This is a genomic window from Microlunatus sp. Gsoil 973, assembly GCF_009707365.1.
Taxonomy (GTDB): domain Bacteria; phylum Actinomycetota; class Actinomycetes; order Propionibacteriales; family Propionibacteriaceae; genus Microlunatus.
In genome coordinates, this window is sequence record NZ_CP046122.1 from 3620733 (window position 1) to 3643884 (window position 23152).

Sequence of the window (23152 nt, forward strand, 5' to 3'; positions counted from 1 at the left end):
TCGCGTCGAATCGCAACGGTGCTTCGCGATGGGAACCCTCAACGGGCGCCCCGGGAGCAGCTGCCGCGCACGATCAACGTGGTCGTCATGATCCGGGTCTGTGGTTCGGCCGGACCCTCGCCGCGGATTCGCTGGTCCAGCAGCCGGGCGGCCTGCACGCCGATCTCGTAGGCGGGCTGGGCGACGACGGACAACGGCGGGTCGACGACCGTCGTCCACGGAGCGTCGTCGAAACTGACCAGTCCGACATCCCGGCCGGTCCGCAGGCCCCGCCGTTGCAGGGCCGTGAGCACCCCCAGCGCAAGCATCGAGTCCGCTGCGAGGATCGAGTCGGGCGCCTCGTCGTCGTCGAACAGCGACTCGATCATGCCGACGCCGCTGTCGGCGTGGAACGGCACGTAACCGACGATCTTGGCCAGCCCGTGCCGGGCGACCACGGTCTCGTAGCCGCGGCGGCGCTGCTCGGTGGTGTCGGTGTCAGCGGGCCTGGTGATGCACGCGGGCCGGCGCCAGCCCTGGCGCAGCAGGTGCTCGGTCGCGATCACCGCTCCCTCGAAGGATGCGCCGGTCACGAAGTCGGCCGGCCGGGAGTCCGGCTGGGATTTCAGCGACAGTGGCCGATCGACCACCACAAGAGGGATGTTTCCCGAGCGCAGGCTGCTGACGTCGGAGGCGTCCGCCCGCGGTGTGAGGATGACACCCGCGACCCGCTCCCGGGCGGCGATCTCCAGGTAGCGGTCCTGCTTCTCCTGGTCCTCGTCGGAGTTGCACAGCAGCACCGAATAGCCCAGCTCGGAAGCGGCATCCTCGACCCCGCGGGCGACCGCGGTGTAGAACGGGTTGTTGATGTCGGTGATGATCAGCGCCCACACCCTGGTGGCCTGCCGACGCAGATTCCGGGCCACCGCGTTGGGCTGGTAGCCGAGCTGCTGTGCGGCCGCACGCACCCGTTCGGCCAGTACCGGATCGACGCCACGCCGGTTGTTCAGCGCCCGGGAGACCGTCGCGACCGAGACCTGCGCGGCTTCAGCGACGTCGACGATCCTGACGACGGTCACGGGACCACCCAGACGCTGCCCGGGCCCAGTGTGTTGGGCTCGGGTGACGGCCGGGCGTCTCCGGAGATCACGAGGCGTTCGAGTTCTACGGTTCCGCTGACGACGCGAAGGGTGCCGGCTCCGCCGCCCTCGTGAGGTGTGAACGTCCCGAAGGCCGTTCCCGTGCTCCAGAAGCGCGGCCCGTCTCCCGGCCGGTCCTCGACGACCAGCGTCCCGGTCCGGCCGTCATAGCAGGTGCCGTTGAGGAAGGCGAAGGCCGACCAGCTCGCCATCGCCCGGGCATAGTGTCGCCCGCACTCGGCCTCATCGAAGGGGTTGCGGCGGGCGCCGTCGTAGCGCTCTCGGATCGCGGCGATCATCTCCAGCGCTGCGGCGGTGTCGCCGGCCTGCAGCAACCCGGTCGCGGCGGTGTACTCGAAGCCGGTCATCACCTCGGAGAAGTACGGGAACGGCCGCTCCGGCCGGTCGGCGCGAGAGTAGGTCGCCATCAGCGTCCCGGATTCGTCCCCGAGGACGAAGCTGCGCATCGGGTTGAAGTGGTGGCCGAACCCGCGCCTGAAGTTGCGGTCGTGGACCGTCCGGAGGGCCGAGGCAACGTGGCCGGGGTCGAGCAGTGGCCCCAGACCGACGACGTCGGCGGCGTACTGGCCGACGAGTTGGTCCACCAGGCAGCCGTCGGCGAGCTGCAGATCGGGGTCGGCCGTGTCGCCGGCCCCCATGCTGTCGTGCCGCAGACCCGGGGCGATGGTGGCTGGGTCGGCGACCGGGCGCACCTGATGCACGTAGTAGCTGCCGTTGAACAAGAACTCATCCAGCCAGGCGGATCCGCTGCGGAAGAGCTCGCCACAGTAGGAGGCGAAGTCGTGCTCCCCGACCTCCGTGGCCAGCTCTTCGGCGGCTCGCAGCGCGGCCAGGTACCAGGAGCCCATCTGTGGATTCGGCCCGTAGTACTCCACGTCCATCGTGTTGTGCTGGACGCCCTCCATCACACCGTCCCGGTCGGCGTCCCAGCCACCCGGGACCCAACAGAACTCCAGGCTGCGGCGGGCGGCCGGCCACAACGCCGTCAGGAACTCGACGTCGCCGGAGAGCCGCCAATCCAGGTAGAGGTGCACGATGCAGGCCATCTGCCCGTCGGCGGCGGCCAGCCGCCACTCCCTGGCCTGCTCGACGGGCAGCCCGGTCCGGAAACTCATCAGACCGGACTCGTCGGTGCTGCGGGCGTACTGCGTTGTGCGGAAGGAGCGGGCGATCGGCGCGAACAGCAGCGAGGTGGCGAATTCGTAGCCCCAGACGTGGGTGCAGGTTCCGTGGCAGCTGCCGCTGCGGTTGCCGACCCCCTCCCATCCGTAGTAGTCCCCTGCCGCGCTCGCAAAGACGGTCTGGGAGCGCAGCGTTGACAGGTTGGACAGGGCCGCCTCCCGGATCACCGCCGGCACGTCGGTGTCAACGACGGCGCGTACGGCGGCGACGGTCGCCTCCTCGAGGTCGGGCAGCCGACCGGCGACCGCGATCGCGGTCTGCCACGGGTCGGGGTGGGCGAGAGAGTAGGCGTTGCCGATCACGGTCCGGCCGTAGTGCCCGGTGTTCTCGCCCCACTCGTCGGCAACTGCCCCGGCGTCGTCTTGGTCGGCCTGCATGCTCCAGGCGCGCCGGTTGGGGAAGTTCCAGGTGAGCAGGAAGGTCACGTCTGCGCTGCCGCCCGCAGGCACGTTCACCGTGGCGGCGAGTGAGGCGACCGGACGCGGAACTGCGGACTTGCGTTCGGACAAGATGCCGTCATCGAGCAAATCGTCCCAGAAGTCCAGCAGCGAGTTGCCCCAGATCAGGTCCGCCCAGCCTGTGCGATGGCTGATCCTCGTACCGGGCGGGGCCAGCACCGACAGGGCGACGGTCCCGTTCTCCTCGGCGCTGTCGGGCAGTTCTGGAGCAGAGAGGACGACGCCTGCCAGCCCGGAGGCTTCGCGGTAGTCGTTACGGTTGCCGCCCGTGCGGTTCCGGGTGCCGTCGGCGCCGATGAAGTTGGACAGCGAGAATGCAACGGTTGTCTCGACGGGGACGGCTCCGGGGTTGTCGAGCCGATAGCGCAGCACCGCGACGGGCATGCTGCTGGTTTCGACGTCGCCGAAGACGAAGGGGTTGAAACCCTGGATCGTCAGCCGGACGGGGAAGTCGGGGTCGGAGAGCAGGACCTGGCCGAGCGGGTAGGCGGTCTCGAACGCGCAGTCGGCGAACCGCGGCAGGCCGTGATGGGGTGCGGGCGAGCCGAATGCGCCTTCGTAGGCCTCCAGCGGCAGTGGCCCCTCGGCGAGTCGTGCCTGGGCGGCGCCGCCCTCGGGTTTGGCCCGGACTGCGACGAACGCAGTCTGCGGCCGGAACCCCTTGGCCGGCCGGTTGCCGAGTTCGAAGTCGCGCAGGTCTCCGCGGCCGCCCAAGCCGACGACGCCGGTGCCGATGCCGCCCAGTGGCAGCGAGATCCGCTGCAGGTGGGCAGCGTCGAACCGTCGCAGGGTGGGCCAGGTCCCGGTACGGTCCGGTGCTGCTCCGGGCGGGCACCCGGCATCGGTCGTCCCTGTGCCGGGATCGGTGCGTACGGATGAGCTCATCGGGGCGGCGCTCCCTTCTGCGACGCCTTGGCCGCCAACAGCTGCCGGCTGCGGTTGGTCGCGGTCCGCAGCGCCGACGCCCACACCAGCGCCACCGGCGTGGGCAGCACGAGCACCAGCGCGACGCTGAGGTGTTCGGCGGCCAGCACTGCCAGGACCCCTGCGGCCATGGTCGCGAGTACCGGCACCGGGTTGCGGGTCGCGACGAACAGGCCGACCTGCCAACTCCGCAGCCACGACCCGTTGCCGTCGACGTGGTACGGCAGCGCGACGATCCCGACATACATCGCGCTCAGGGTGAGGATGCTGCCGAGGGCCGCGGACGGCAGCAGCCAAGCGCTTCCGCTGACTTGCCAGGCGTACGTTCCGGCGGACCCGAGCAGCGCTACCGCGGTTATCGGGGCGCAGATCCGCAGTCCTCGGGCGAAGCTGGACGGCAGGGTGCGCACCAAGGTGCCGATGCCGAAATGATCGCCCGTCAGCAGCACGGTGCAGCAACGCAGCAGGGCGCCGAGCAGCGGCAGCACGACCAGCCCGATCAGCACAGCGCCCGCCCAGGGAACGGCGACCGCGGCGACTCGGGCCAGCCCCCAGGCGAAGGCCACCAGGGCCGACCCGAGCGCGAGCACCGGCAGGTTGGGCCAGACCTGACGCAACGCTCCCGGAAGCGGCCGAGTCATCCGCGGATCCCCACGGAGGCGACGCTCTCGACGAAGTTGCGCTGGAAGACGAGGAACACGACGAGGATGGGGATGACCACGAGGGTGATGCCGGCGAAGACGACGACGGCGGGGCCGCCGCCCTGTCCGGCCGCCAGGCTGACCAGGCCGATCGGAAGGGTCATTCGTTCGGGGGTGGAGAGAAAGATCAGCGCGCCGAAGTAGTTGTTCCAGGACGCCTCGAAGCCCAGGATCGCCAGCGCCGACAACGCCGGTCCAGCCAGTGGCAGCAGGATCTGGAACAGGATCCGCAGGTGGCCGGCGCCGTCGATCCGGGCGGCCTCGTCAAGGTCGCGAGGGATCGAGTTGAAGTACTGCCGCAGGAAGAAGATCGCGAACACGTTGATCAGCGCCGGGAGGAACAACGAGCCCAGGTGGTCGATCAGACCGAGCTTGCGCATCATGATGAAGATCGGGATGATCGTCAGCTGCCCGGGCACCATCAGCGCGGTCAGCATCAGGATAAACAGCCGTTCCCGTCCGGAGAACGAGATCCGGGAGAACGCGTACGCCGCCAGCGAGGCGATGGTCAGGGACCCGACAACAGAGATCACGGTCACCAGCAGGCTGTTGAGGAACATCCGGCCGATCGGGATCAGGTTGACGACGTCGCGGAAGTTCTCCAGAGTGAAGGGAATCGGGATCCACTTCGGCGGCAGCAGGAATGCGCTGGTCGGTTCGACCAGGCTCTGGCTGATCAGCCAGATCAGCGGGGCGATCATCAACAGTCCGATCACCAGCATCACCAGGCTGAGCACGAACCGGAACACCGAGAACCGGCGCAGCCATCGGCGGAACCCGGTTACCGGCACTGGTCGGGACGCGGCCGGACCACCGGCGGCCTCGGCAACGGGGGCTGTGCCGTCAGGCATTGTGCACCCACTTCCTTGACCCCCAGAATTGCAGCAGCGTGACCAGCATGATCACGGCGAAGATGACCAGGGCGATGGTCGAGGCGTAGCCGATCTGGAATGCCTGGAAACCGGTCTGGTAGAGGTACATCACGGCAGTGATGGTGGAGTCGTTGGGTCCGCCGCCGGTGATGATCTGGATCGGATCGAAGATCTGAAAGGCGCCGATGAAGGTGATCACCGACGCGAAGAACAGGGTCGGGGTCATCAGTGGCACGGTCACATTGAAGAACGTCTGCACCCGGTTGGCGCCGTCGACCCGGGCCGCCTCGATCATCTCCGAGGGGACCGTCTGCAACCCCGCCAGCATGATCAGGAAGGTGTAGCCGATGGTGTGCCACCAGTCGATCCCGATGATCGCCGGTAGGGCCCACCTCGGCTCTGTGAACCACAGCGGCGGCGTGATGCCCAGCTTGCCGACATAGAACGCGAAGATCCCGAAAGTCGGGTCCAGAACGTACTTCCACAACAGCGACACCGCTGCCCAGGAGATCAGGAACGGGAAGAACAACGCCGTTCGGACGAAGTACGACAGCAGTTTGTTGATGCCCCGGTTCACCGCCAGCGCCAGCAGCATGCCGCCGACCAGGTGGGTGACGACTGACGCGAACGCGAACAGGAACGTGTTGCCCAAGGCCCGCAGCAGAAGCGAGTCCTTCGGCAACTGGGCGAAGTTCTTGAACCCGACGAACTTCGGAGGGGTCAGCAAATCGTAGGAGAACAGGCTGAGCGCCATCGCCGCGATGAACGGACCGAGAATGAAGATCAGGAACAGTAGGACAGCAGGGCTGACGAACAGCCAACCCGACAGCCGGCTCTCCCGCCTCAACTGCCCGGGGCGGGAGGCCGGCGTGGTGTTCCCGGCCGTTGCGTGCAGGCGACCCGGGGTCGCGGTAGTCACGAGCCCATGAGTCCTTGCAGCTTGGTCTGGGCGGTACCCAGCGCCTTGGCCGGATCGGTCGTACCGCTGATGCCCTGCAACCAGGCCTGTTCGACCGCGGTCTGGGCCTCGGCGCCACGGGCGATGCCGGGGACCGGGGTCGCGATGTCGGCAAGCTTGACCAGTAGCGGCATGTTCGCCGGCGCGTCGTTGGTGAATGCGGTGCTGTTGGCGACCGAGATGCGGCCCGGGACCGCACCACCGTTGACGGCGAACAACTTGCCGTAGTCGGGGGTCATGAAGTACTTGATCAACTCCCAGGCGGCGTCCTTGTTCTTGGATTCCTTGAGGATGGGCCAGGCATCCCAGCCGATCGGAGAACCCGCGGTCGCCTTCTTCGGCCACGGAACCATCTGCACGCCCTCGATGGCCTTCAGCTTCCGCAGCGGCGGGGTCGGCCACCGGCCGCCGCCGAAGGTGGCGAGCTTGCCTTGGGCCATGAGGGTCGGCGCGTCGTAGGTGCCGCCCGGCTTGGGCGACAGCCCAAGATCGACCAGTGACTTGGCGAAGGTCAGGGCCTCGATCGCCTGCGGGGTGTTCAGTGTCGGCTGTGTCCAGTCCTCGTTGAGGATGCTGGCACCGTTATTCGTCAGCCACGTCATCACGTCGGTGAACTGACCGGCGCCGGCCGCGTGGAAGTAGGCGCCGGTCTTCTCCTTGATCGTCTTGCCGATCTGGAGGAACTCGTCCCAGGTCCACTCGGTGGGTACCTCGACGCCTGCCTTCTCGAAGATCTTGCCGCTGACGTAGAGCGCCATGGTGTTGTAGCTGCCTGGGATGAAGTACGTCTTGCCGTCGGGCGAGGCGTGTTGCTGCATCCAGTCCTTGAACTTCGGAGGGTTGTCCTTGTAGTACTCGTCGACGTAGGCCTGATCCTTCTGGATGTAGGGATCCAGCGGCTCCAGCAGGTTCTTGGACGCGAAGATCGCCTGACCTTCGGTGGCGATCTGAATCACGTCGATCGTCTGACCGCCCGCCAACCGGGTGGACACCTGGTTCGCGAAGTCGGCCCATGTCTTCGCCGCAATGCCCGTGACCTTCACAGTGATGCCCGGTGCGAAGGCGGCGAACTTCGTGAAGAGGTTCTGGTAGTCCTTCACGCCCGCCGCGTCACCGTAGAACAGGAAGTTCACCGTCCCCGTGACCTTGGACCCCGACGCGTTGGCACCGGGCTTACCGTCGCCACCCGCTGTGAAGCCCGAACTGCCGGAGTCGTCAGAACACCCGGCCAGCGCCAAGGCCGACGGCGGAATAAGCACCGCGCTCCCGAGTCCCGCGAGAAGAGTACGCCGTCTCATAGTTGTCTCCCTTGACAAGTAATCGATTACCCGACATTCAAGTCTGAGCAGACCGCAGGCGTCAAGGGTTGACCGCCCTTTTTGGTAATCGATTACTCCAAAACGTTGGAGCACTTCTGTCCGGCAAGCGAGGTCGTGCATCCCGCGCCGACACACTCTCAGCCACCAAATCCTTGATCCGCGTCATCATGGGCAGCCTGCTGATCAAGTCTCAGCAGGGTCCGGCAAGGGTTGACCGAACGGACGAGTGATCAGGCGCATACTGAAGCCAGCGGAACCGCGGCAGATGCCCGGTGTCCGCCCACGCGATGATGATCTCGGTGACTACGACCCGCCGGTCTCGGTTACCGACCGGAATGTCCGGGATCGGTTTCGCCGGCCCGGTCGGCGAAACTCGTGGATGGGTTCGCGCGATTGTTCCGGGTTTGGAGGGAGCAGCGATGACTCGGGCATCAGTCTCACCCGGCTTACCGCCCGCCGCACCGATGCCACTCCGGGAACGACTCCGCGTTGTGCGGGACTTCCACACTGGTCCCGCAATCGTCCGTGACCTCGCAGGTCCCGTTGTCAGAGTTCCGCTCGGCCCGCGGTTCGTGGTCCCAACTTTCGTGATGGTCACCTCGCCGCAAGGCGCTCACGACGGACTGGCAAACTCCAGCAACGAGACCATGGACAAGCTGTCGCGGATCCATCGTGAAACCCGGCTCCTCGGCGACAACGTCTTCAACTTGCCGTACGACGCCTGGAAGCCGCAACGACGGACCTTGCAGCCGCTCTTCACCAAGCAACATGTCGCGACCTTCGGCGGCCGTATGGCCGCGGCCTCCGAGGAACGAGCGCTCGGCTGGGTCGATGGTGCACGGATCGACTTGGATCAGGAAATGCGTGGCCTCACACTTCGGGTGCTTGGCCGATCGTTGTTCGGCCTTGACCTCGACGAGGATCGTCCGAACCTCGGTCCCAGCATTCATCGACTTCTGAGCTACATCACCAGCCGGGGGTTCCGACCCGTCCGTGCCCCCGGTGGTTGCCGACTCCCGCCCGACACCGGTTCCGTGAGGCCGCGTCCGATATCAAATCGGTGATCGAGAAGGCAATCTCCGGCTACGAGGCCGATCCCGAACGGGACTGCGAACTGGTGCGCCTGCTACTCGCGGCGCGAGACCCCGACACCGGGCAGCGGCTGACCAGGGAGGAGGTCGTCAGCGATCTCGCGGTCTTCCTCATCGCCGGCCACGACACCACATCCACGACGCTGACCTACGCATTGTGGGCGCTTGGCCACCATCAAGAGCTGCAGGATCGGGTAGTCACCGAGGTGAGCACACTCGGCGACCGGTCATTGACCGTCGACGACGTACCCGCGCTCCCGTTCACCGTCCAGGTCGTTCACGAAGCGCTCCGGTTGTGTCCACCAGCGCCGGCGGTCGCCCGGGTCGCCACGCGCGACACTGTGGTCGACGGGTTCGAGGTTGCGGCCGGGACCAACATCATCGTCGGGATCTACGCCCTCCACCGCGACCCGGCTCTGTGGAGCGCTCCCGAGACGTTCGATCCGGACCGATTCGGCGTCGGGCAGACTCGCCCTGACCGCTGGCAATTCCTGCCGTTCGGGGCCGGTGCCCGGTCCTGCATCGGGGACCACTTCGCAATGCTGGAGGCCACCCTCGGTCTCGCGAGTCTCATCCGGAACCGTCGGATCAGCTCGCTGGAACCGGACTTCCCGACGGCACTTCCCTTCACGATGACTCCCGATGGGCCAATTCCGGCGCGTGTTGAGACGCGCTGACTTCCGACACCTGTCGGAGATGACGGGATCGGTACGGATTCCGCGCTGCGCCGTTGCCCCGGTCGTCAGGCCGAGCGGTGCGGCTGCTCGCCGCCCGGGTCGCCAGACTCCGTGCGGGTGGATCGGCGCTCGCGGCGGCCACGGACAAGCTCGGTCTCCAGGGCATCCAGTGGCTGGGAGAAGGTGTCGGTGAAGTGCTGCAGCCAGGCCATCGCGGCTTCGATGCCGGTCGGGTCGACGGCGTAGATCCGCTGCCGACCGGCCGGGCGGACGGTGACCAGGCCGACATCGAGCAGGACCTTCAGGTGCTGCGAGGTGGCCGGCTGGGAGATCCCGTACCGGACGCCCAACGCCTCGGCAACCTCCCCGACCGGGCGGTCACCGTCACCGAGCAGCTCCAGGATGTTCCGCCGGACCGGGTCGCCCAGCGCCTCGAAGATCCCGCGGGCAGGTTCAGTGCTCACCCTGGGTCGGATCCTCGCTGCCGGCCGTCGGATCGAGCTCACCGGTGAAGAACCGCCGCACCATCTCCGCAGCGGTCAACGCCTGATCCGGGTCGTCGCCCGCGGCGATGGCGGCCTCACCCCAGCCGTCGCTGGACAACCGGACGAATTCCTTTCCGTCGCCGGAGAGCGACCAGGACTGGAACTCCTCGGGATCGTTGCTCTCACCGGTCTCCAGGTGCAGCCCAAGACCGAGCAGGCTGAGATCCCAACCGACCCCGACCGCGCCCGGGCCGAACTGCTTCCAGTGCTCCTCGACCACCGCCTCGTGTCTGAGCTCGAGCGTGGTGCCCCCGTCGGCCTCGAACAACCGCACCTCAAGCCAGGACATGCCACCGCCGAACTCCCAGGTCACCTCGACCAGATCCGGCTTCTCACACCGCTGGATGGTGCCGCCGGCATTACCCTCCAACTGGTAGCGCCCGCCGACCCTCAGCTCGCCGCTGATCGGCAGGAACCAGCGCGGCAAACGTTCGGCACTGGAGATCGCATCCCAGACGTCGTCGCGATCGGCACGGTACGTCCGCTCGGCGACGACGGTCCTGGTCGGCTTCCCGTCCCGCTCACCGCTGCACACCTCGCGCCGAACCAGTCCGGCATGGGTGCCGGGATCAATCTGCGTGGTCATCAGGGCTCCGTTCATATAAGTACAGACTTATATTAGACGGTGGCCCCGACAAGCGCAAGCCAGAGCCCAGCGGCGGGCATCGGTCCCGCCGCTGGGCTCAGTCCCGGCCTCGAGCGAAGACGATTCAGCCTTCGAGGACCGCACCCGCCGGGAGCAGTGCGTGGACGCCCCAGGTCTGGTTGGCGATCTGGGTGACGCGCATGCTGACGGTCGCGCTGGCCACCGCCAGTGCCTCGGCACGGCTGATTCCGTACGAGGCCGCCATCCAGTCCAGCATCGCGTCCAGCGCGACCGCGGTCGCCTCGTTCAGGTCTGCGTCGAAGCCGAAGGTGATCCGGCCCTCCGGAGCGGTCGCATACACGCTGGGCAGGGCCGGCTCGTCGATCAGGTCGATGGTCATCGTCGTCGTCATCCCGCACTCGATCGCGGTGCCGGACACCTCGCCGTCGCCCTGTGCCGCGTGACCGTCGCCGACCGACAACAGGGCGCCGTCGACGGCGACCGGGATGTAGAGGGTCGCGCCGGCGACGAGATCACGGCAGTCGATGTTGCCGGCGCCGATCGGACGGGGTGGCACGGTCGAGTGGTGGCCGGGCTCAGGCGGCGCGACGGCAACGACCCCGAGGAACGGCGCGATGGCGGTGGCCAGCCCGAGTTGATTGCTCGCGATCCGCTTGTCGAGGTCGATCTCCCAGATCAGCCGGGCACCGTCGTCCGGCTTCATCCCGAGCCGGTTGTTGAGCGGGGTCTCGCGCAGGCCGGCGGCCGTGAACCCCCAGTCGTCGGGGACAAGGTCGTCGAAGTGCACGGCCAGACTCTGGCCGGGCTTCGCACCGTCGACCGCGATGGGGCCGACGAGGCAGTGACCGCGTTGTTCGGCGAAGAACCGCGGCGGCAATTGGCCGTCGGCGCCGGGGCGGCCGACGTGACCGCCGGAGTCAAGGGTGTGCACGACGACCGTGTCACCCGGGGCGATGGTCAGCACCGGATCAAGGTCACGGGAGAAGTAGTTGACCGCCGTGTTCTTCGCGGTGTCCAGGTGGTGGGTTGCCATCGGGTGATGTTCTCCGTTCGATGTGGTGCAGGGGATTGTGTCAGGCGAGGCGGATGCGAGGGTCCAGAAGGCCGTAGAGGATGTCGACCACGACGTTGGCGACGACGACGAACGTACCGCCGAGCAGGACGACGCCGATGATCACCGGCCGGTCCTGTGCGGTGACCGCGGTCACGGCGAGGGCGCCGACACCCTGCAGGTTGAACACCTGTTCGGTGATGATCGCGCCGCCCAACAGCATGGCGACGTCGGAGCCCAGCTGGGTGATGATCGCGGTCAGTGTGGAGCGGAGCCCGTGCTTGTAGACGACTCGGCGCTCGGAGATGCCCTTGGCCCGCGCGGTGCGGATGTAGTCCTCGCCCAGCACCTCGATCAGCTGGCCGCGGGTGAGCCGTGCGTAGATGGCGGCGTTGACCAGGGCGAGAGTCACCCACGGCAGAACCAGATGCCACGCCCAAGGCCCGAATCCCTCCGACAGCGGCACGTAACCGCCCGGCGGGAACAGCGTGAGTCCGGCCTGCCGCGGGAGGAAGTACAGCGCGAACAGCATCAGCATGCCGAGAACGAAACTGGGAAAGCTGAGCCCAACAAGGGTGAATCCCTGTCCGACCCGGTCCCGAACGGTTCCTGGGAACTTGGCCGACGAGACACCGATCGGGATGCCGATCACCAACCAGACGACGACCCCGCCGACGACCAGTGATGCGGTGGCCGGGAGCCGTTCCACGATCAGAGTGAGAACCGACTCCTGGCTGTGGTAGGAGAATCCCAGATCACCCTGCACAGCGTGGCCGACGAACGTGGCGTACTGCACAGAGATCGGCTGATCCAAACCGAGCTGAATCCTGATCTGCGCCAGGAGTTCGCCGGTCGCCTGATCACCGCCCAGCGCTCGCGCCGGATCGCCCGGCGCGATGAAGAACAAGCCGAAGACGAACATGCTGAGGGCGATCAGCACGATGGCGCCGAAGATCACTCGGCTGCCGACCAGCCTGATCATTTCCTGCCTCCCCTGCTCTGTCGGCTCTTTCGCTGCTTGGTCAGCCAGACGAACCCGACTCGCCGCGCCTTGGGATCCAGTGCGTCGCGCAGGCCGTCGCCGAGGATGTTGAACGCCAGCGTGGTGAGGAGCAGGATTCCGCCGGGGAAGAGCACCATCCACCACGCCACCAGGTAGAGGGAGCCGTTCAACGCATCGGACAACATGCCGCCCCAGCTCGCCGCAGGCGGGACGATGCCCAGACCGAGGAACGACAACGTCGCCTCGAAGACGATCGAGGACGGGATCATCATCGTCGTGTAGACGACGATCGGCACGGTGAGGTTGGGCAACACATCCCGGACGATGATCGAGATCGGACCCGATCCGAGCGACCTCGCGGCCTCGACGAACTCACGCTGTCTCAACGACAACACCTGGCTGCGAACGATCCGACCGATGTGGGTCCAGCTGAAGAAGATGATCACGCAGATGCTCAACGGCAGGCTCGGCCCGCGGACCGAGACCAGCGCCAGCGCACAGAGCAGGAACGGCACGCTCATCACCAGATCGATCACCCGGCTGAGGAGCAGATCGGCCCAGCCGCCGAAGTAGCCGGCGATCGTGCCGATCATGACCCCGATCGTCGCCGCCGCGAGTGAGGCGACCACACCGACCAGCAGTGATACCCGTGCACCGTAGGAAAGCCGAACCAGCACGTCCCGTCCCAGGGAGTCCGTACCGAGCAGGAACGTTCCGCCCGGGCCTTTCGGGATCCCGGCTTCGGTCAACCCGGTGTCGCGGAACTGTTGGGCCATGCCATGACCAGTGATCGTTGCGATCAAGGGCGCCGCGATCGCGAGGAGGACAAGAACGATGATGAAGCCGAACGCGGCCAGTGCCGCCTTGTCCCGGAGCAAGCGCCGCGCCGTGAGTTCCACGGATCCGCGTTGGGTGACCGTTCGGGTGGACCGCCCGGCCCCGGCTGTCTGTGTCGCGGTGACTTCGGCCATCAGGCCACCTCCCGTTCACGATCGACCGACATCACCGAGTCGACCAGGATGCGGCGGCGATCCGATATCGGGTGCGGCCGAGACATCGACGCGTTCAGCAACGCGCGCGTGAACTCGTGTTGCGGCGCCCGGTACAGCGTTTCGGAATGGGCGAGCTCGATGATCTTGCCGTCGTCCATCACCGCGATCCGGTCGCAGATGTGCCGGACGACCGACAGATCATGGGAGATGAACAGATAGGTCAGCCCGAACTCGCGTTGCAAGGACTTGAGCAGATTGAGGATCTGTGCCTGGATCGAGACATCGAGCGCCGAGACCGGCTCGTCGCAGATGATCAATGCCGGCCGCAGCGCCAGCGCTCGGGCGATACCGATCCGTTGACGCTGGCCACCGGAGAACTCCGACGGAAACCGGTTGTAGTGCTCGGGATTCAGTCCGACCAGCTCCATCAGATCCTTCACCCGGGCCTTGCGCTGCCGACCCGGTAGTCTCTCGTGGATCCGAAGCGGGTCGTCGATGATCGAACCGACCCTCCGACGCGGGTTGAGCGATCCGAACGGATCCTGGAAGACCAACTGGACCTCCCGACGCATCCGCCGCCAACCAGCCCGGTTGATCGCTCCCAGATCCGCACCGGCCAACGTCACCACACCGGCACTCGCCGGCACCAGACCCGCTATCACTCGAGCCAGCGTGGTCTTGCCGCAGCCACTCTCACCGACGAGGCCGAGCGTCTCACCGCGCCGCACCTCCAGGTCGACCCCCTTGAGTACGTCGACCTGCTGGCGACGACCCAGCGGGCCGCTCCGATAGCTCAGATGGACTCCGGCGACCGTGGCCGCCGCACCACCCTTCGACCCGACGTCGCCGGCGATCTGCCGAGCGGCGATCTTGGCCGGCGCGTGCGTTTCCCGTGACGACGCGCTCTCCTCCAGCCAACAGGCCGACTTCCCGCCGTCGTCGAAGACACGCGTCGGCGGACGCTGCTCCCGGCAGATGTCGACAGCCACCGCGCAGCGATCGAGGAACGGGCACAGCGTCGCGGGTTGCAGCAGGCTCGGCGGCCGGCCCGGGATCGGGACCAGATCCTCGCCGGGTGTGTAGTTGGCGGGCGAGGAACGCAGCAGGCCCGAGGTGTACGGATGAACCGGTCGGCCGAAGATCTCGGCCCGCGATCCGATCTCCATCCGGCTGCCTGCGTACATCACCATCACGTCGTCCGCGATCGTCGACAGCAGGCCGAGATCGTGGGTGACCATCACGATGGTCGAGCCGAACTCCTGCCGGATCTCCTGCAACAGTTCGATGATCTGGGCCTGGACGGTCACATCCAGCGCCGTCGTCGGTTCGTCGGCGATGATCAACGGCGGATTCAGGGCCAGCGCCATCGCGATCATGACGCGTTGCCTCATGCCGCCCGAGAACTGGTGTGGATAGCTCGAGAACCGTTGTGCCGCCTGGGAGATTCCGACCTTGCTCAACAGTTCGACCGCTCGTGCCTTGGCCGCTGCCCCGCTGACCCGTTCGTGGGCGTGGATCAACTCGGTGATCTGCGATCCGATCGTGTAGTACGGGTGCAGCGAGCTGAGCGGGTCCTGGAAGATCATCCCGATCCGGCGACCACGTATCGACTGCATACCTCGCGCAGGCAGGTCGAGCAGGTCGACGCCGTCGAATCGTGCCCGACCCGTGATCTCTGCAAAAGGCATCAGTCCGGTGATCGCCTGGGTGAGCACGCTCTTCCCGGAGCCGGACTCGCCGACGATGCCGAAGATGCTGCCACCCCGGACCGTGAACGAGACGTCCTGCACTGCGTGCACGATCCCGTCCTCGGTCGGTATCCGGACCGTGAGGCCCTCGACCTCGAGCAGTGCACTCATGACTTCAGCCAGACGTTGGTCCAGTCGGCCTGTGAGCCGATCGGATAGATCTGGTAGTTCTGCACCCGCTCGGAGTAGTAGAGCACCGACTTTCGCGCGTACGTCGGAATGATCGGCGGGTCGGCCATCACCTTCTCGTCGACCTGTTCCCACAGCTTGCCGCTCTCTGCGGCATCGGTGGTCGCCAGCGCCTTTTCGGCCAGCCTGTCGGCCGCCGGGTTGTCGTAGTTGGCGAGATTGTAGGTCTGGGGTGTGCCCTGGTAGGTGTACAGCGTGCCGAAGACGGCACGGGCCGCGCCGCCAACCCAGTCTGCCTGCCACCCAAGCATGCCGAGGTCCCAGTCGCCGGCAGCGGCTCGCTTCTTGTCGGTGATGATGTTGATCAGATCGACGGGGTTCTCCGGGATGAGCTTCACGGTGACGCCCGCTTTGGCGAAGGAAGCCTGCAGGATCTGCACCAGCGACGGGTTCGGCTCGGCGGTGCTGTACGGCAGCTTCAGGGTCAGGCCGTTCGGGTAGCCGGCCTCCGCCAACAGCTGCTTGGCCTTGGCAGGATCACCGGCATCGTTCGGTGACGGGTAGGGCGAGAAGTCGTGATAGCCGTTGATGCCCGGGCCGAGAATCCCGTGCTGTGGGGACGCGGCGACCGTTCCGCCGAGTTGCTGCACCAGGGATTTCTTGTCGACCGCGTACTCGAGGGCCTGGCGGACCTTCACCTTCTTCAGGGCACCACCGTTGTTGTCGGACAGTTGGTTGAACCAGATGAATGACGTCGCCCCGGTGTCGAAGGTGACCAGATGATCATCTTTGGCGGCGCTGAGCTGCTGCAGGGTCGCCGCCGGCATGCTGATGTCGTAGGTCAGATCGGCGTCGCCGGACTGCAGTTGTTGCATGGCGGCCTGCGGTGTGACGCCTTGGGTGATGTGGATCTTGTCGACGTACGCCGCCCGGAGTGGGTCGGTACTGGCCTTCCAGGCCTTGTTCCGGACCAGGGTCAGCTCCTGGTTGGGCGAATAGGAGCCGACCGTGTACGGGCCGCTGGCGACGAAGTTCCGCTTGTAGTCGACGGAGTCGGGCAGGTACGCCAACGCCTCGACCGGCTGAGGGGCGGTCGCCGGAAGGGTCATCATGTAGTTGAAGTCTCCGGCCGGTTTCACCAGGTGCACGACGACGGTCTTCGGATCGGAGGTGTCGATGCCGGAGATGGCGTTGCTGCCAAAGAATTTCTTGATCGCCGGGGCTGTCGGATCGATCTTGGCGAACTTGGCACAGAAGCCGGCCATACCCTTGATCAGATCCAGCACGTAGCCCAGCCGGGGTGAGGCCATGTACGGGTTGCACATCAGGCCAACGCCGCGCGCGAAGTCGGCCGAGGTGATCTGGCGCGGGCCACCCGGCGCGTCCCAGGCCACCCCCTCCCTGATCTTGTAGATATACGTGCGACCGCTGTCGGTCGGTGTCGGCACCTGGGTGGCAAGATCAGGTTGCAGCTTGTTCCTGCTGGCTATGTCCATCGCGGACTTATAGCCGAGCAGTGAGCGGGTGATCGCGTGTTGCACATTGTTTCCTGCGATCGAGCCGCCCTGGGTTGGATCGATGTGATCGACATCGGCGGTGGCGAGGATCTGCAGGCTTCCGCCTCGGGTCGGTGTGCCCGAATTGGTCGACGCGGACGCCGAACCCTTTTCGGAGCACCCGGTCAAGGCAAGTGTGGCCGCCAAGAGCCCGGCGGAGGCAGCCACCCAGATCGGACGAGCAGAGGTCATGATGATCTCCCCTGGCTGAAGCTGGCGCGGCAGCGTCGACGCGACGTTCGTGGACATGAATGGCGCTTCGAGGGCGCGCCCATGAAAGTCTTGTTCGTTACACGTGCAACGAACTGATAGCCAGAGGTTATAGGCGTTTCAGTGGCGCCGGCACTCCTGTGATGAGGGTTTAACACGCGTTAAAGCGGCTGAAACAACCTCGCTCGGGCGCCGTCAGTCGTCGCCGAAGCGGGCAGGTCGCTTCGCGAGGAAGGCGTCGACGCCTTCGCGGAAGTCAGCACTGCCGTACACGCGTCGGTACACGTCGTCCACATCAAGATCGCCGACGGCGCTGTCGATCCGCCGTTCGAGTTCCTTGAACGACCACAGGGATTCCGCGGAGCAGCCGCGGATCCCATCCAAGGTGGATTCCAGCGTTGTCCGGAGGTTCTCCGACGGCACGACGTCGGTGACGAAGCCCGCCTGCCGGGCGGTCTCGGCGTCGATCAGTGTTGCCGTGAGGAGCATGCGGGCCGCGACCCGGCGACCGAGCAGTGCGTACATCCGGTGCAGTGAGGTCACCGACAGGGTGTTGCCCAGGGTGCGGGCGATCGGCGAGCCGAAGCGGGCATCGGGTGTGCAGTAGACGATGTCACTGAGGGCGGCGAGCACCAGTCCACCGCCTACGCAAACGCCCTCGACGAGCGCGATCACCGGGATGCGCAGATCCAGCAGCGCCGACTGGACCCGGGCCATGTAGTGCTCGTACTCCACGCCGAGTCGGCCGTCGGTGACCCGGATGGAGAGTTCGTTGATGTCGGTGCCGCCGGCGAAGTGGCCGTCGGCACCCCGTAGGACGAGCGCCCGCAGCCCCGGTTCCTCACCCGCCCGACGGAACGCGTCCTCCAGGGAGGCGTACATGTCGAAGGACAGCGCGTTCCGTCGGCGGGGGTTGGAGACGGTCAGCGTCCAGGTGTCGCCGGCCAGGTCTTCCAGGATCTGACCGCTCATCGGACGGTGTCGTCGAGTTCCCAGCCCAGTTCGGCGTACATCTTGCGGCGCATCTCCTTGTCGTGTTCCTGCTCCTGGCGGGCGTACTTGGCGACCTCCTCGGCGTGCTCCTGCGGCACCACGATCACCCCGTCGCCGTCGCCGACGACGATGTCGCCCGGGTTGACCAGGACGTTGACCAGGGTGACCGGGATGTTGTGGCTCTCGTACTCCAGCCGGCCCTGGGTCATGGTCTGGTTGATGTACTGGGCGAAGACCGGGAAGCCCTGCAGGCGCACCTCGTCGGTGTCCCGGCAGCCGCCGCTGGTCACGACACCGTTGGCCTTCCTGGTCAGGAACTTCAGGGTGTTGTTGGAGCCGAGCTCACCGACACCAAGGTCGGGACTCTCGAAGACCAGCACGTCACCGGGGTTGATGTCCTCGGTGAACGGCTCGATGTGCATCGACCCGTACCAGTATTCCCTGGCCCACTTGGTGTAGTCGTCGGGAGTCATCGTCTCCGGCTGGACCCAGGACGCGCGGCCGCGGACCGTGAGCGCCGGCCCGAACATGCTGGTGCCGGGCACGACGGGACGCACCGACCGGGAGACCGTGCCCTTGCTGAACAGGCCGATCCAGTCCATGCCGTCGCGGACGTCGGCGACCCGCAGGCCACCGTACAGCTTCTCGATGTCAGCGAAGTCCATGATCAGCTCACCTCGACCTCAGAGGTCGGCGTAGTAGGCGATGATCGCATCGGCGTCGACCGTCGAGTCCGGAGCCTTGCCGAGCGCCTCATACTTGGCGAGCCGGGAGCGCATATCGGCCAGCATGATCGCGATCGCGTGGGTGGCGACCTCGCGGGCAACCTGCTGCGGTACGACGACAACACCGTCGTCGTCGCAGCCGACGATGTCGCCCGGATTCACCTGGACACCGCCGCAGGCGATCGTCGTCTGCGCCTCGATTGCCTGGATCCGGCCCGGGATGATCGGCCGGCCGCGGTAGCGGGACACGACCGGCGTCCGCTGCAGGGCCAGTTCGGCGGTGTCGCGGGCGTACCCGTCGGTGATGATGCCCACGGCACCGTTGAGGACGGCGCCCATGGCGTTCTCCGAGCCCCAGAAGCCGACCTCGGGGCCACCGCCGGAATCCATCACGATCACATGCCCCGGCTTGAGATCATCGGGCAGCCGCGCAGGCGGATTCTCCTTGAACCAGATGCCGTGGGCCCGCACGATGTCTTCGGTCGTGTCGAGTTTCCACATCGGCTTGTTGGACGGAACGCAGCGGATGGTCGCCGCCTCTCCCCAGAACTTCATCCCCAGCCAGAGTGGGCGGATCTCCTTGTCCATCAGGCCGATGTTGAAATACCCGATGCCGTCCATGGCGTCGACCACGTCGACGACGCGGAGCGGCTGATAGAGGCTGGCCAGGTTGTCCGGATCAGCCTTGGTGAAGGTGGTCCTTGGGGCGGTTGTGGTCACGGTCTCTCCTTTTGTTGTGGCGTGACTCGTTCTGATTCAGGGAGGTGATTCAAGGGTGTGCTGTGGCGTTCCGATCAGCCGGCCGCTCGCCGACCGAGCCACTCGGGTCGAGCCCGTAGACCCGGACTGCGGTGCCGCCGACGACCGCAGCTCGTTCGTCATCGGTCGCCAGGTGGTCGTAGAGCAACAACCGGACGTCGTTCCAGGCCGAGGCGTACGAGGCGCGCAGCAGTACGACCGGCCAGTTGCTGCCCAGCAGCAGCCGGTCGGCTCCGAACTGATCGACGGCGTGGGCGACGTACCGGTCGAGTTCGGCCGGGTCCCAGGCCGTCCAGGCGGTGAGGGCGTCGATGCCGACCGAGACCTTGAGGGCCACCGCCGGTGATTGGGCGAGCTCTGCCAGGTGGTCGGCCCACGGACTCCACCCGCCGGTGTCCAGTGGTGGCCTTCCGAGGTGATCGACGACGATCTTCAATTCGGGTACGAGTCGGGCGAGCTTGATCACCTGAGCGGTCTGTGCTGCGGTGATCGGTACGACGTCCCAGACGAGCCCGCGCCGTGCGATCTCCTCGAACAGTCGCAACGCGGGCGGTTCGGTCAACCAGGCCAGCGGGTCCTCGGCGATCAGGCAGCGGACTCCGCACAGCCGCTCGATGCGCACCCGGTCGAGTTCGACGAGCGCCGCTTCGGGCTCCTTGATCGGCATCCACGCGACCACGCCGGCGACGCTCGCGTGGGCGGCGAAGTCCGCGAGGCGGTCGTTCTCGGCGGGCTCGTCGACCGACTGCATCAGTACCGTTCCGTCGACGCCCACCTGCCGCAGCTCGGGGTCCAGGTCATCGGGGAGGTAGTCACGCTCCAGCAGGCGGTGGGCGCTGGTGCGCCAGGACTGTTCCTGGGCGGCGGTCCGCCAGAAGTGCTGATGGGCGTCGATGGTGACCATGGGGTGGTGCTTCCGTTCGGTCTAGTCGCCGGCTCGGCCGGTCTGGTGATCGGTCAGGTCGTGCAGAACTTCTTCGGTGTGTTCACCGAGCAGCGGAGGCGGTGACGGATGGCTGCTCACCGGAGTGCCGCGGAGTTTGAGGGGAGAGCCGAGGGCATAGGTGGTGCCCTCGACCGGATGATCGAAGCTGATCACCATCTCCCGGGCACGGGTGTGTGGATCGCTGGTCAGCACCTGCTGATAGTCCCGGATCGGTCCGGCCGGCACACCGGCGGCGAGCAGGTCCTCGACCCACTCGTCGGTCGTCCGGGTCCGGAAGCGCGCTTGCAGCTCCGCGGCCAGGATCTCCCGGTTGGTCAGCCGGGCGTCATTGTCGATGAAGCGCGGATCGGCGATCAGGTCAGGCGCGTCGAGAACATCGCACAGGATCCGCCAGAACTTCTCGTTGTTGGCGCCGATCGTGAGGTAACCGTCCTTGGTGGCCAGTGCCTGGTACGGGGCAGACATCCGGTTCGCCGAGCCGATCGGCTGAGGGCTCTTGCCGGTGGACCAGAACTCGGTGGACTCCCACACCGACATCGCCAGCGCCGCCTCGAACAGCGACGTCTCCACGTACTGTCCGTCACCGGTTCGCCCGCGAGCGACGACAGCGCCCAGGATTGCGATGGTCAGAAACATGCCCGCCCCCAGGTCGGCGATCGGGATGGCGGACTTGATCGGCGCGCGGCCCGGCTCGCCCATCACGCTCATCACACCGGTCATCGCCTGGGCGATCAGGTCGTAGCCGGGGTAGTTGGCGTACGGTCCGGTCTGCCCGAAGCCGGAGATGCTGGCGTAGATGATCTTGGGGTTGACCGCCCGGACCGCGTCATAGTCGACGCCGAGTCGGGTGGTCGTACCCGGACGGAAGTTCTCGACGACGATGTCGGCGGAGCGCACGAGCTCGAAGAACCGATCGCGCCCGGCGTCGGCCTTGAGGTCGAGGACGACACTGCGCTTGTTGCGATTGAGCGACAGGAAGGCCCGGCTGTCCTCGCCGATCACCGAATAGCCCCACGACCTGCGGCTCTGGTCGCCGGCGTCGGGGCTTTCGATCTTGATCACATCCGCGCCGAGGTCGGCAAGCATCATGGTGCAGTAGGGGCCCGACATCACCTGTGACAGGTCCAGGACGCGCAGGCCCGCCAGGGCGCCCTCGTTCGTTCGGTCGGGGTCGATCTGATCTTCCGCCATGTTCCTCATCACTCGGCTGTCGTCCCAACAAGCTGTCCGGGAGTCGCGGGGGCTACTGGCCGCCCATACTGGAGTTGGCCTCCTTGAAGAAGGCCTCCACTGCTTGATCAACAGACGCCCGGCCGAACTGCACATCCTGGTAGTGCCGATCGAGGCCGGCGCTGAAGTAGGCGAAGTAGCCGGCCGGCATGACCGGCGCCTTCACCTTTGCGTCGGTGATCTGCTTGTATTGGGAGAGGACCTGGTCAAGGCCTTTGGCTGCAGGGTTCTCGATCTGTACTTCCAGTTGGCGGGTGTTGGCCACGGCCCCGTTGTCGGAGGCGAAGATCGCCGCGCTGTCGTCGTCGTTGGTCCAAAAGTCGATGTAGGCGGCCGCCGTCGCGGTGTTCTCGGAGTTGGTCGGGATCGAGTAGCCGCTGACGAACAACGAGTTGCCCAGGCCCGCACTCCCCGACGGGAAGAGCAGGGTGGTCATCTTGTTGTCCTCGTTGGCGGCCTGGATGCCCGGCAGCGCGTTACCTGCGGTGTCTTCGGACAACACCTTGTTGAGGGTGACGTAGAACTGTTCCAGTTGATCAGGTTCGTCCGCGCTCTGCTGCGGCTTGAGCAGGTATCCGGACTTGGCGAAGCCCTGCCACATGTTCCAGTACTCGGCCAGTACCGACTTGTCGAAGGCGAGCTTGCCGTCGGCGGTGAACACGTCGTGGCCGTTGGAGATCACGTAGGCAAGAAGTCTTGCCTCACTGCCGCCCGCATCGTCGGCCGCCGGAATCCCGTCCGGCAGCTTGTCCTGCGCATCGGACAACCAGTCGGCGTACTCGTCCCAGGTGTAGCCCGTCTTCGGCAGGTCGATGCCGGCCTTCTCCGCCATCGACTGGTTCACCGTGATCGCGTTCCAGGCGCAGCCGAACGGAATCATGTACAGCGTGCCGTCCGGTCCGCGACCGTAGTCAAGAACACTCTTGGGGATGTCGTTCACCTTGATCTGGCCGGCGTCGATCAACGGCTGCAGGTTCTGCAGCACACCGTTGGCGGTGTAGTCATTGAGCTGCCGGGTCTGCATCGTCGTGACATCCGGCATCGACTGGCTCGCTGCCATGGTGTTGAGCTTGTCGAAGTAGCTCTCGAAGTCGGTCGCCGACGCCTCGACCGTAGTACCGGCGTGCGCCTTCTGGAACAGCGCGTCGATCTTGTTGTACTTGTCGACCCGGCTCGAGGAACCCCAGTAGAAGAGTTCGATCTTGCCGGTGACCTTGCCGCCGGTCTTGGTGTCGCCGGGGCTCCCGCTGCCGCTCGACGAGCAGCCCGCCAGGAGTGCTGCTGTGGCGAGTCCGCCTGCGCTGAGCAGGCTCCGCCTCGAGATTGGCATGTCTGGT

Annotated in this window: 19 protein-coding genes and 1 pseudogene; 1 reads left to right on the plus strand and 19 read right to left on the minus strand. The window is 66.4% G+C overall.

The features are described 5' to 3' along the window. Nucleotides 1-38 precede the first annotated feature (38 nt). From GJV80_RS17110 to GJV80_RS17135, 6 genes are read right to left on the minus strand one after another with little or no spacing between them, the layout of a single operon-like run. Nucleotides 39-1058: a LacI family DNA-binding transcriptional regulator gene (locus tag GJV80_RS17110; protein ID WP_154688935.1), complete on the minus strand. Its 1020-nt coding sequence runs from the start codon at nucleotides 1056-1058 to the stop codon at nucleotides 39-41. Next, nucleotides 1055-3664 carry a GH116 family glycosyl-hydrolase gene (locus GJV80_RS17115; RefSeq protein WP_154688936.1) on the minus strand — a complete coding sequence of 870 codons (2610 nt, stop codon included), beginning with the start codon at nucleotides 3662-3664 and terminating at the stop codon, nucleotides 1055-1057. The genes GJV80_RS17110 and GJV80_RS17115 overlap by 4 nt, the downstream gene beginning before the upstream one ends. Beyond that, nucleotides 3661-4344, minus strand: a complete 684-nt coding sequence (locus GJV80_RS17120) for a hypothetical protein (protein WP_154688937.1) — start codon at nucleotides 4342-4344, stop codon at nucleotides 3661-3663. Before GJV80_RS17120 ends, GJV80_RS17115 begins: the two co-directional genes overlap by 4 nt. After that, nucleotides 4341-5255, minus strand: coding sequence for a carbohydrate ABC transporter permease (locus GJV80_RS17125; protein WP_154688938.1), 915 nt, complete (start codon nucleotides 5253-5255; stop codon nucleotides 4341-4343). Before GJV80_RS17125 ends, GJV80_RS17120 begins: the two co-directional genes overlap by 4 nt. Then, nucleotides 5248-6195, minus strand: a complete 948-nt coding sequence (locus tag GJV80_RS17130; protein ID WP_230207791.1) for a carbohydrate ABC transporter permease — start codon at nucleotides 6193-6195, stop codon at nucleotides 5248-5250. The genes GJV80_RS17125 and GJV80_RS17130 overlap by 8 nt, the downstream gene beginning before the upstream one ends. Next, nucleotides 6192-7532 carry an ABC transporter substrate-binding protein gene (locus GJV80_RS17135; RefSeq protein WP_195908983.1) on the minus strand — a complete coding sequence of 447 codons (1341 nt, stop codon included), beginning with the start codon at nucleotides 7530-7532 and terminating at the stop codon, nucleotides 6192-6194. The genes GJV80_RS17130 and GJV80_RS17135 overlap by 4 nt, the downstream gene beginning before the upstream one ends. 1021 nt (nucleotides 7533-8553) lie before the next feature. Here GJV80_RS17135 and GJV80_RS24175 point away from each other — a divergent pair. Further along, nucleotides 8554-9321 (plus strand): annotated as a pseudogene (locus GJV80_RS24175) (cytochrome P450); the annotation flags it as partial. A gap of 65 nt (nucleotides 9322-9386) precedes the next feature. Here GJV80_RS24175 and GJV80_RS17145 read toward each other — a convergent pair. The 13 genes from GJV80_RS17145 to GJV80_RS17205 all read right to left on the minus strand — a co-directional run bounded on the left by GJV80_RS17145 (nucleotide 9387) and on the right by GJV80_RS17205 (nucleotide 23145). Beyond that, nucleotides 9387-9785: a helix-turn-helix transcriptional regulator gene (locus GJV80_RS17145; RefSeq protein WP_154688940.1), complete on the minus strand. Its 399-nt coding sequence runs from the start codon at nucleotides 9783-9785 to the stop codon at nucleotides 9387-9389. After that, a complete protein-coding gene (locus GJV80_RS17150; protein WP_154688941.1) occupies nucleotides 9775-10452 on the minus strand; it encodes an SRPBCC family protein in 678 nt (225 codons plus the stop codon). Before GJV80_RS17150 ends, GJV80_RS17145 begins: the two co-directional genes overlap by 11 nt. Before the next feature lie 124 nt (nucleotides 10453-10576). Next, a complete protein-coding gene (locus tag GJV80_RS17155) occupies nucleotides 10577-11506 on the minus strand; it encodes an acetamidase/formamidase family protein (protein ID WP_154688942.1) in 930 nt (309 codons plus the stop codon). A 40-nt stretch (nucleotides 11507-11546) separates the two neighbouring features. Next, on the minus strand, nucleotides 11547-12506 hold the full coding sequence (locus GJV80_RS17160) for an ABC transporter permease (RefSeq protein ID WP_154688943.1): 960 nt from the start codon (nucleotides 12504-12506) through the stop codon (nucleotides 11547-11549). Then, the gene (locus GJV80_RS17165; protein WP_154688944.1) at nucleotides 12503-13498 is read right to left on the minus strand and encodes an ABC transporter permease; all 996 of its coding nucleotides are present in this window, start codon (nucleotides 13496-13498) and stop codon (nucleotides 12503-12505) included. Before GJV80_RS17165 ends, GJV80_RS17160 begins: the two co-directional genes overlap by 4 nt. Beyond that, complete coding sequence (locus tag GJV80_RS17170; protein ID WP_154688945.1) at nucleotides 13498-15378, minus strand: ABC transporter ATP-binding protein; 1881 nt, start codon at nucleotides 15376-15378, stop codon at nucleotides 13498-13500. The genes GJV80_RS17165 and GJV80_RS17170 overlap by 1 nt, the downstream gene beginning before the upstream one ends. Beyond that, entirely contained in the window at nucleotides 15375-17144 is a 1770-nt protein-coding gene (locus GJV80_RS17175; protein ID WP_154688946.1) for an ABC transporter substrate-binding protein, read from the minus strand. Before GJV80_RS17175 ends, GJV80_RS17170 begins: the two co-directional genes overlap by 4 nt. Nucleotides 17145-17357: 213 nt before the next feature. After that, nucleotides 17358-18134, minus strand: coding sequence for an enoyl-CoA hydratase-related protein (locus GJV80_RS17180; RefSeq protein ID WP_154688947.1), 777 nt, complete (start codon nucleotides 18132-18134; stop codon nucleotides 17358-17360). Continuing rightward, entirely contained in the window at nucleotides 18131-18820 is a 690-nt protein-coding gene (locus GJV80_RS17185; RefSeq protein ID WP_154688948.1) for an RraA family protein, read from the minus strand. Before GJV80_RS17185 ends, GJV80_RS17180 begins: the two co-directional genes overlap by 4 nt. 18 nt (nucleotides 18821-18838) lie before the next feature. Then, nucleotides 18839-19600, minus strand: coding sequence for an RraA family protein (locus GJV80_RS17190; protein WP_230207793.1), 762 nt, complete (start codon nucleotides 19598-19600; stop codon nucleotides 18839-18841). 49 nt (nucleotides 19601-19649) lie between these two features. Next, complete coding sequence (locus GJV80_RS17195; protein ID WP_154688949.1) at nucleotides 19650-20543, minus strand: amidohydrolase; 894 nt, start codon at nucleotides 20541-20543, stop codon at nucleotides 19650-19652. A gap of 21 nt (nucleotides 20544-20564) precedes the next feature. Continuing rightward, on the minus strand, nucleotides 20565-21776 hold the full coding sequence (locus GJV80_RS17200) for a CaiB/BaiF CoA-transferase family protein (protein ID WP_154688950.1): 1212 nt from the start codon (nucleotides 21774-21776) through the stop codon (nucleotides 20565-20567). A gap of 52 nt (nucleotides 21777-21828) precedes the next feature. Beyond that, nucleotides 21829-23145, minus strand: coding sequence for an ABC transporter substrate-binding protein (locus GJV80_RS17205; protein ID WP_154688951.1), 1317 nt, complete (start codon nucleotides 23143-23145; stop codon nucleotides 21829-21831). Between the last annotated feature and the right edge of the window lie 7 nt (nucleotides 23146-23152).

Excerpts from the sequence above, each read along its gene's own strand:
- GJV80_RS17180 (WP_154688947.1), bottom strand. The coding sequence starts at position 18,134 with ATGAGCGGTCAGATCCTGGAAGACCTGGCCGGCGACACCTGGACGCTG.
- GJV80_RS17150 (WP_154688941.1), bottom strand. The coding sequence starts at position 10,452 with ATGACCACGCAGATTGATCCCGGCACCCATGCCGGACTGGTTCGGCGC.
- GJV80_RS17125 (WP_154688938.1), bottom strand. The coding sequence starts at position 5,255 with ATGCCTGACGGCACAGCCCCCGTTGCCGAGGCCGCCGGTGGTCCGGCC.
- GJV80_RS17135 (WP_195908983.1), bottom strand. The coding sequence starts at position 7,532 with ATGAGACGGCGTACTCTTCTCGCGGGACTCGGGAGCGCGGTGCTTATT.
- GJV80_RS17185 (WP_154688948.1), bottom strand. The coding sequence starts at position 18,820 with ATGGACTTCGCTGACATCGAGAAGCTGTACGGTGGCCTGCGGGTCGCC.
- GJV80_RS17205 (WP_154688951.1), bottom strand. The coding sequence starts at position 23,145 with ATGCCAATCTCGAGGCGGAGCCTGCTCAGCGCAGGCGGACTCGCCACA.
- GJV80_RS17195 (WP_154688949.1), bottom strand. The coding sequence starts at position 20,543 with ATGGTCACCATCGACGCCCATCAGCACTTCTGGCGGACCGCCGCCCAG.
- GJV80_RS17175 (WP_154688946.1), bottom strand. The coding sequence starts at position 17,144 with ATGACCTCTGCTCGTCCGATCTGGGTGGCTGCCTCCGCCGGGCTCTTG.
- GJV80_RS17165 (WP_154688944.1), bottom strand. The coding sequence starts at position 13,498 with ATGGCCGAAGTCACCGCGACACAGACAGCCGGGGCCGGGCGGTCCACC.
- GJV80_RS17170 (WP_154688945.1), bottom strand. The coding sequence starts at position 15,378 with ATGAGTGCACTGCTCGAGGTCGAGGGCCTCACGGTCCGGATACCGACC.
- GJV80_RS17120 (WP_154688937.1), bottom strand. The coding sequence starts at position 4,344 with ATGACTCGGCCGCTTCCGGGAGCGTTGCGTCAGGTCTGGCCCAACCTG.
- GJV80_RS17160 (WP_154688943.1), bottom strand. The coding sequence starts at position 12,506 with ATGATCAGGCTGGTCGGCAGCCGAGTGATCTTCGGCGCCATCGTGCTG.
- GJV80_RS17200 (WP_154688950.1), bottom strand. The coding sequence starts at position 21,776 with ATGGCGGAAGATCAGATCGACCCCGACCGAACGAACGAGGGCGCCCTG.
- GJV80_RS17155 (WP_154688942.1), bottom strand. The coding sequence starts at position 11,506 with ATGGCAACCCACCACCTGGACACCGCGAAGAACACGGCGGTCAACTAC.
- GJV80_RS17115 (WP_154688936.1), bottom strand. The coding sequence starts at position 3,664 with ATGAGCTCATCCGTACGCACCGATCCCGGCACAGGGACGACCGATGCC.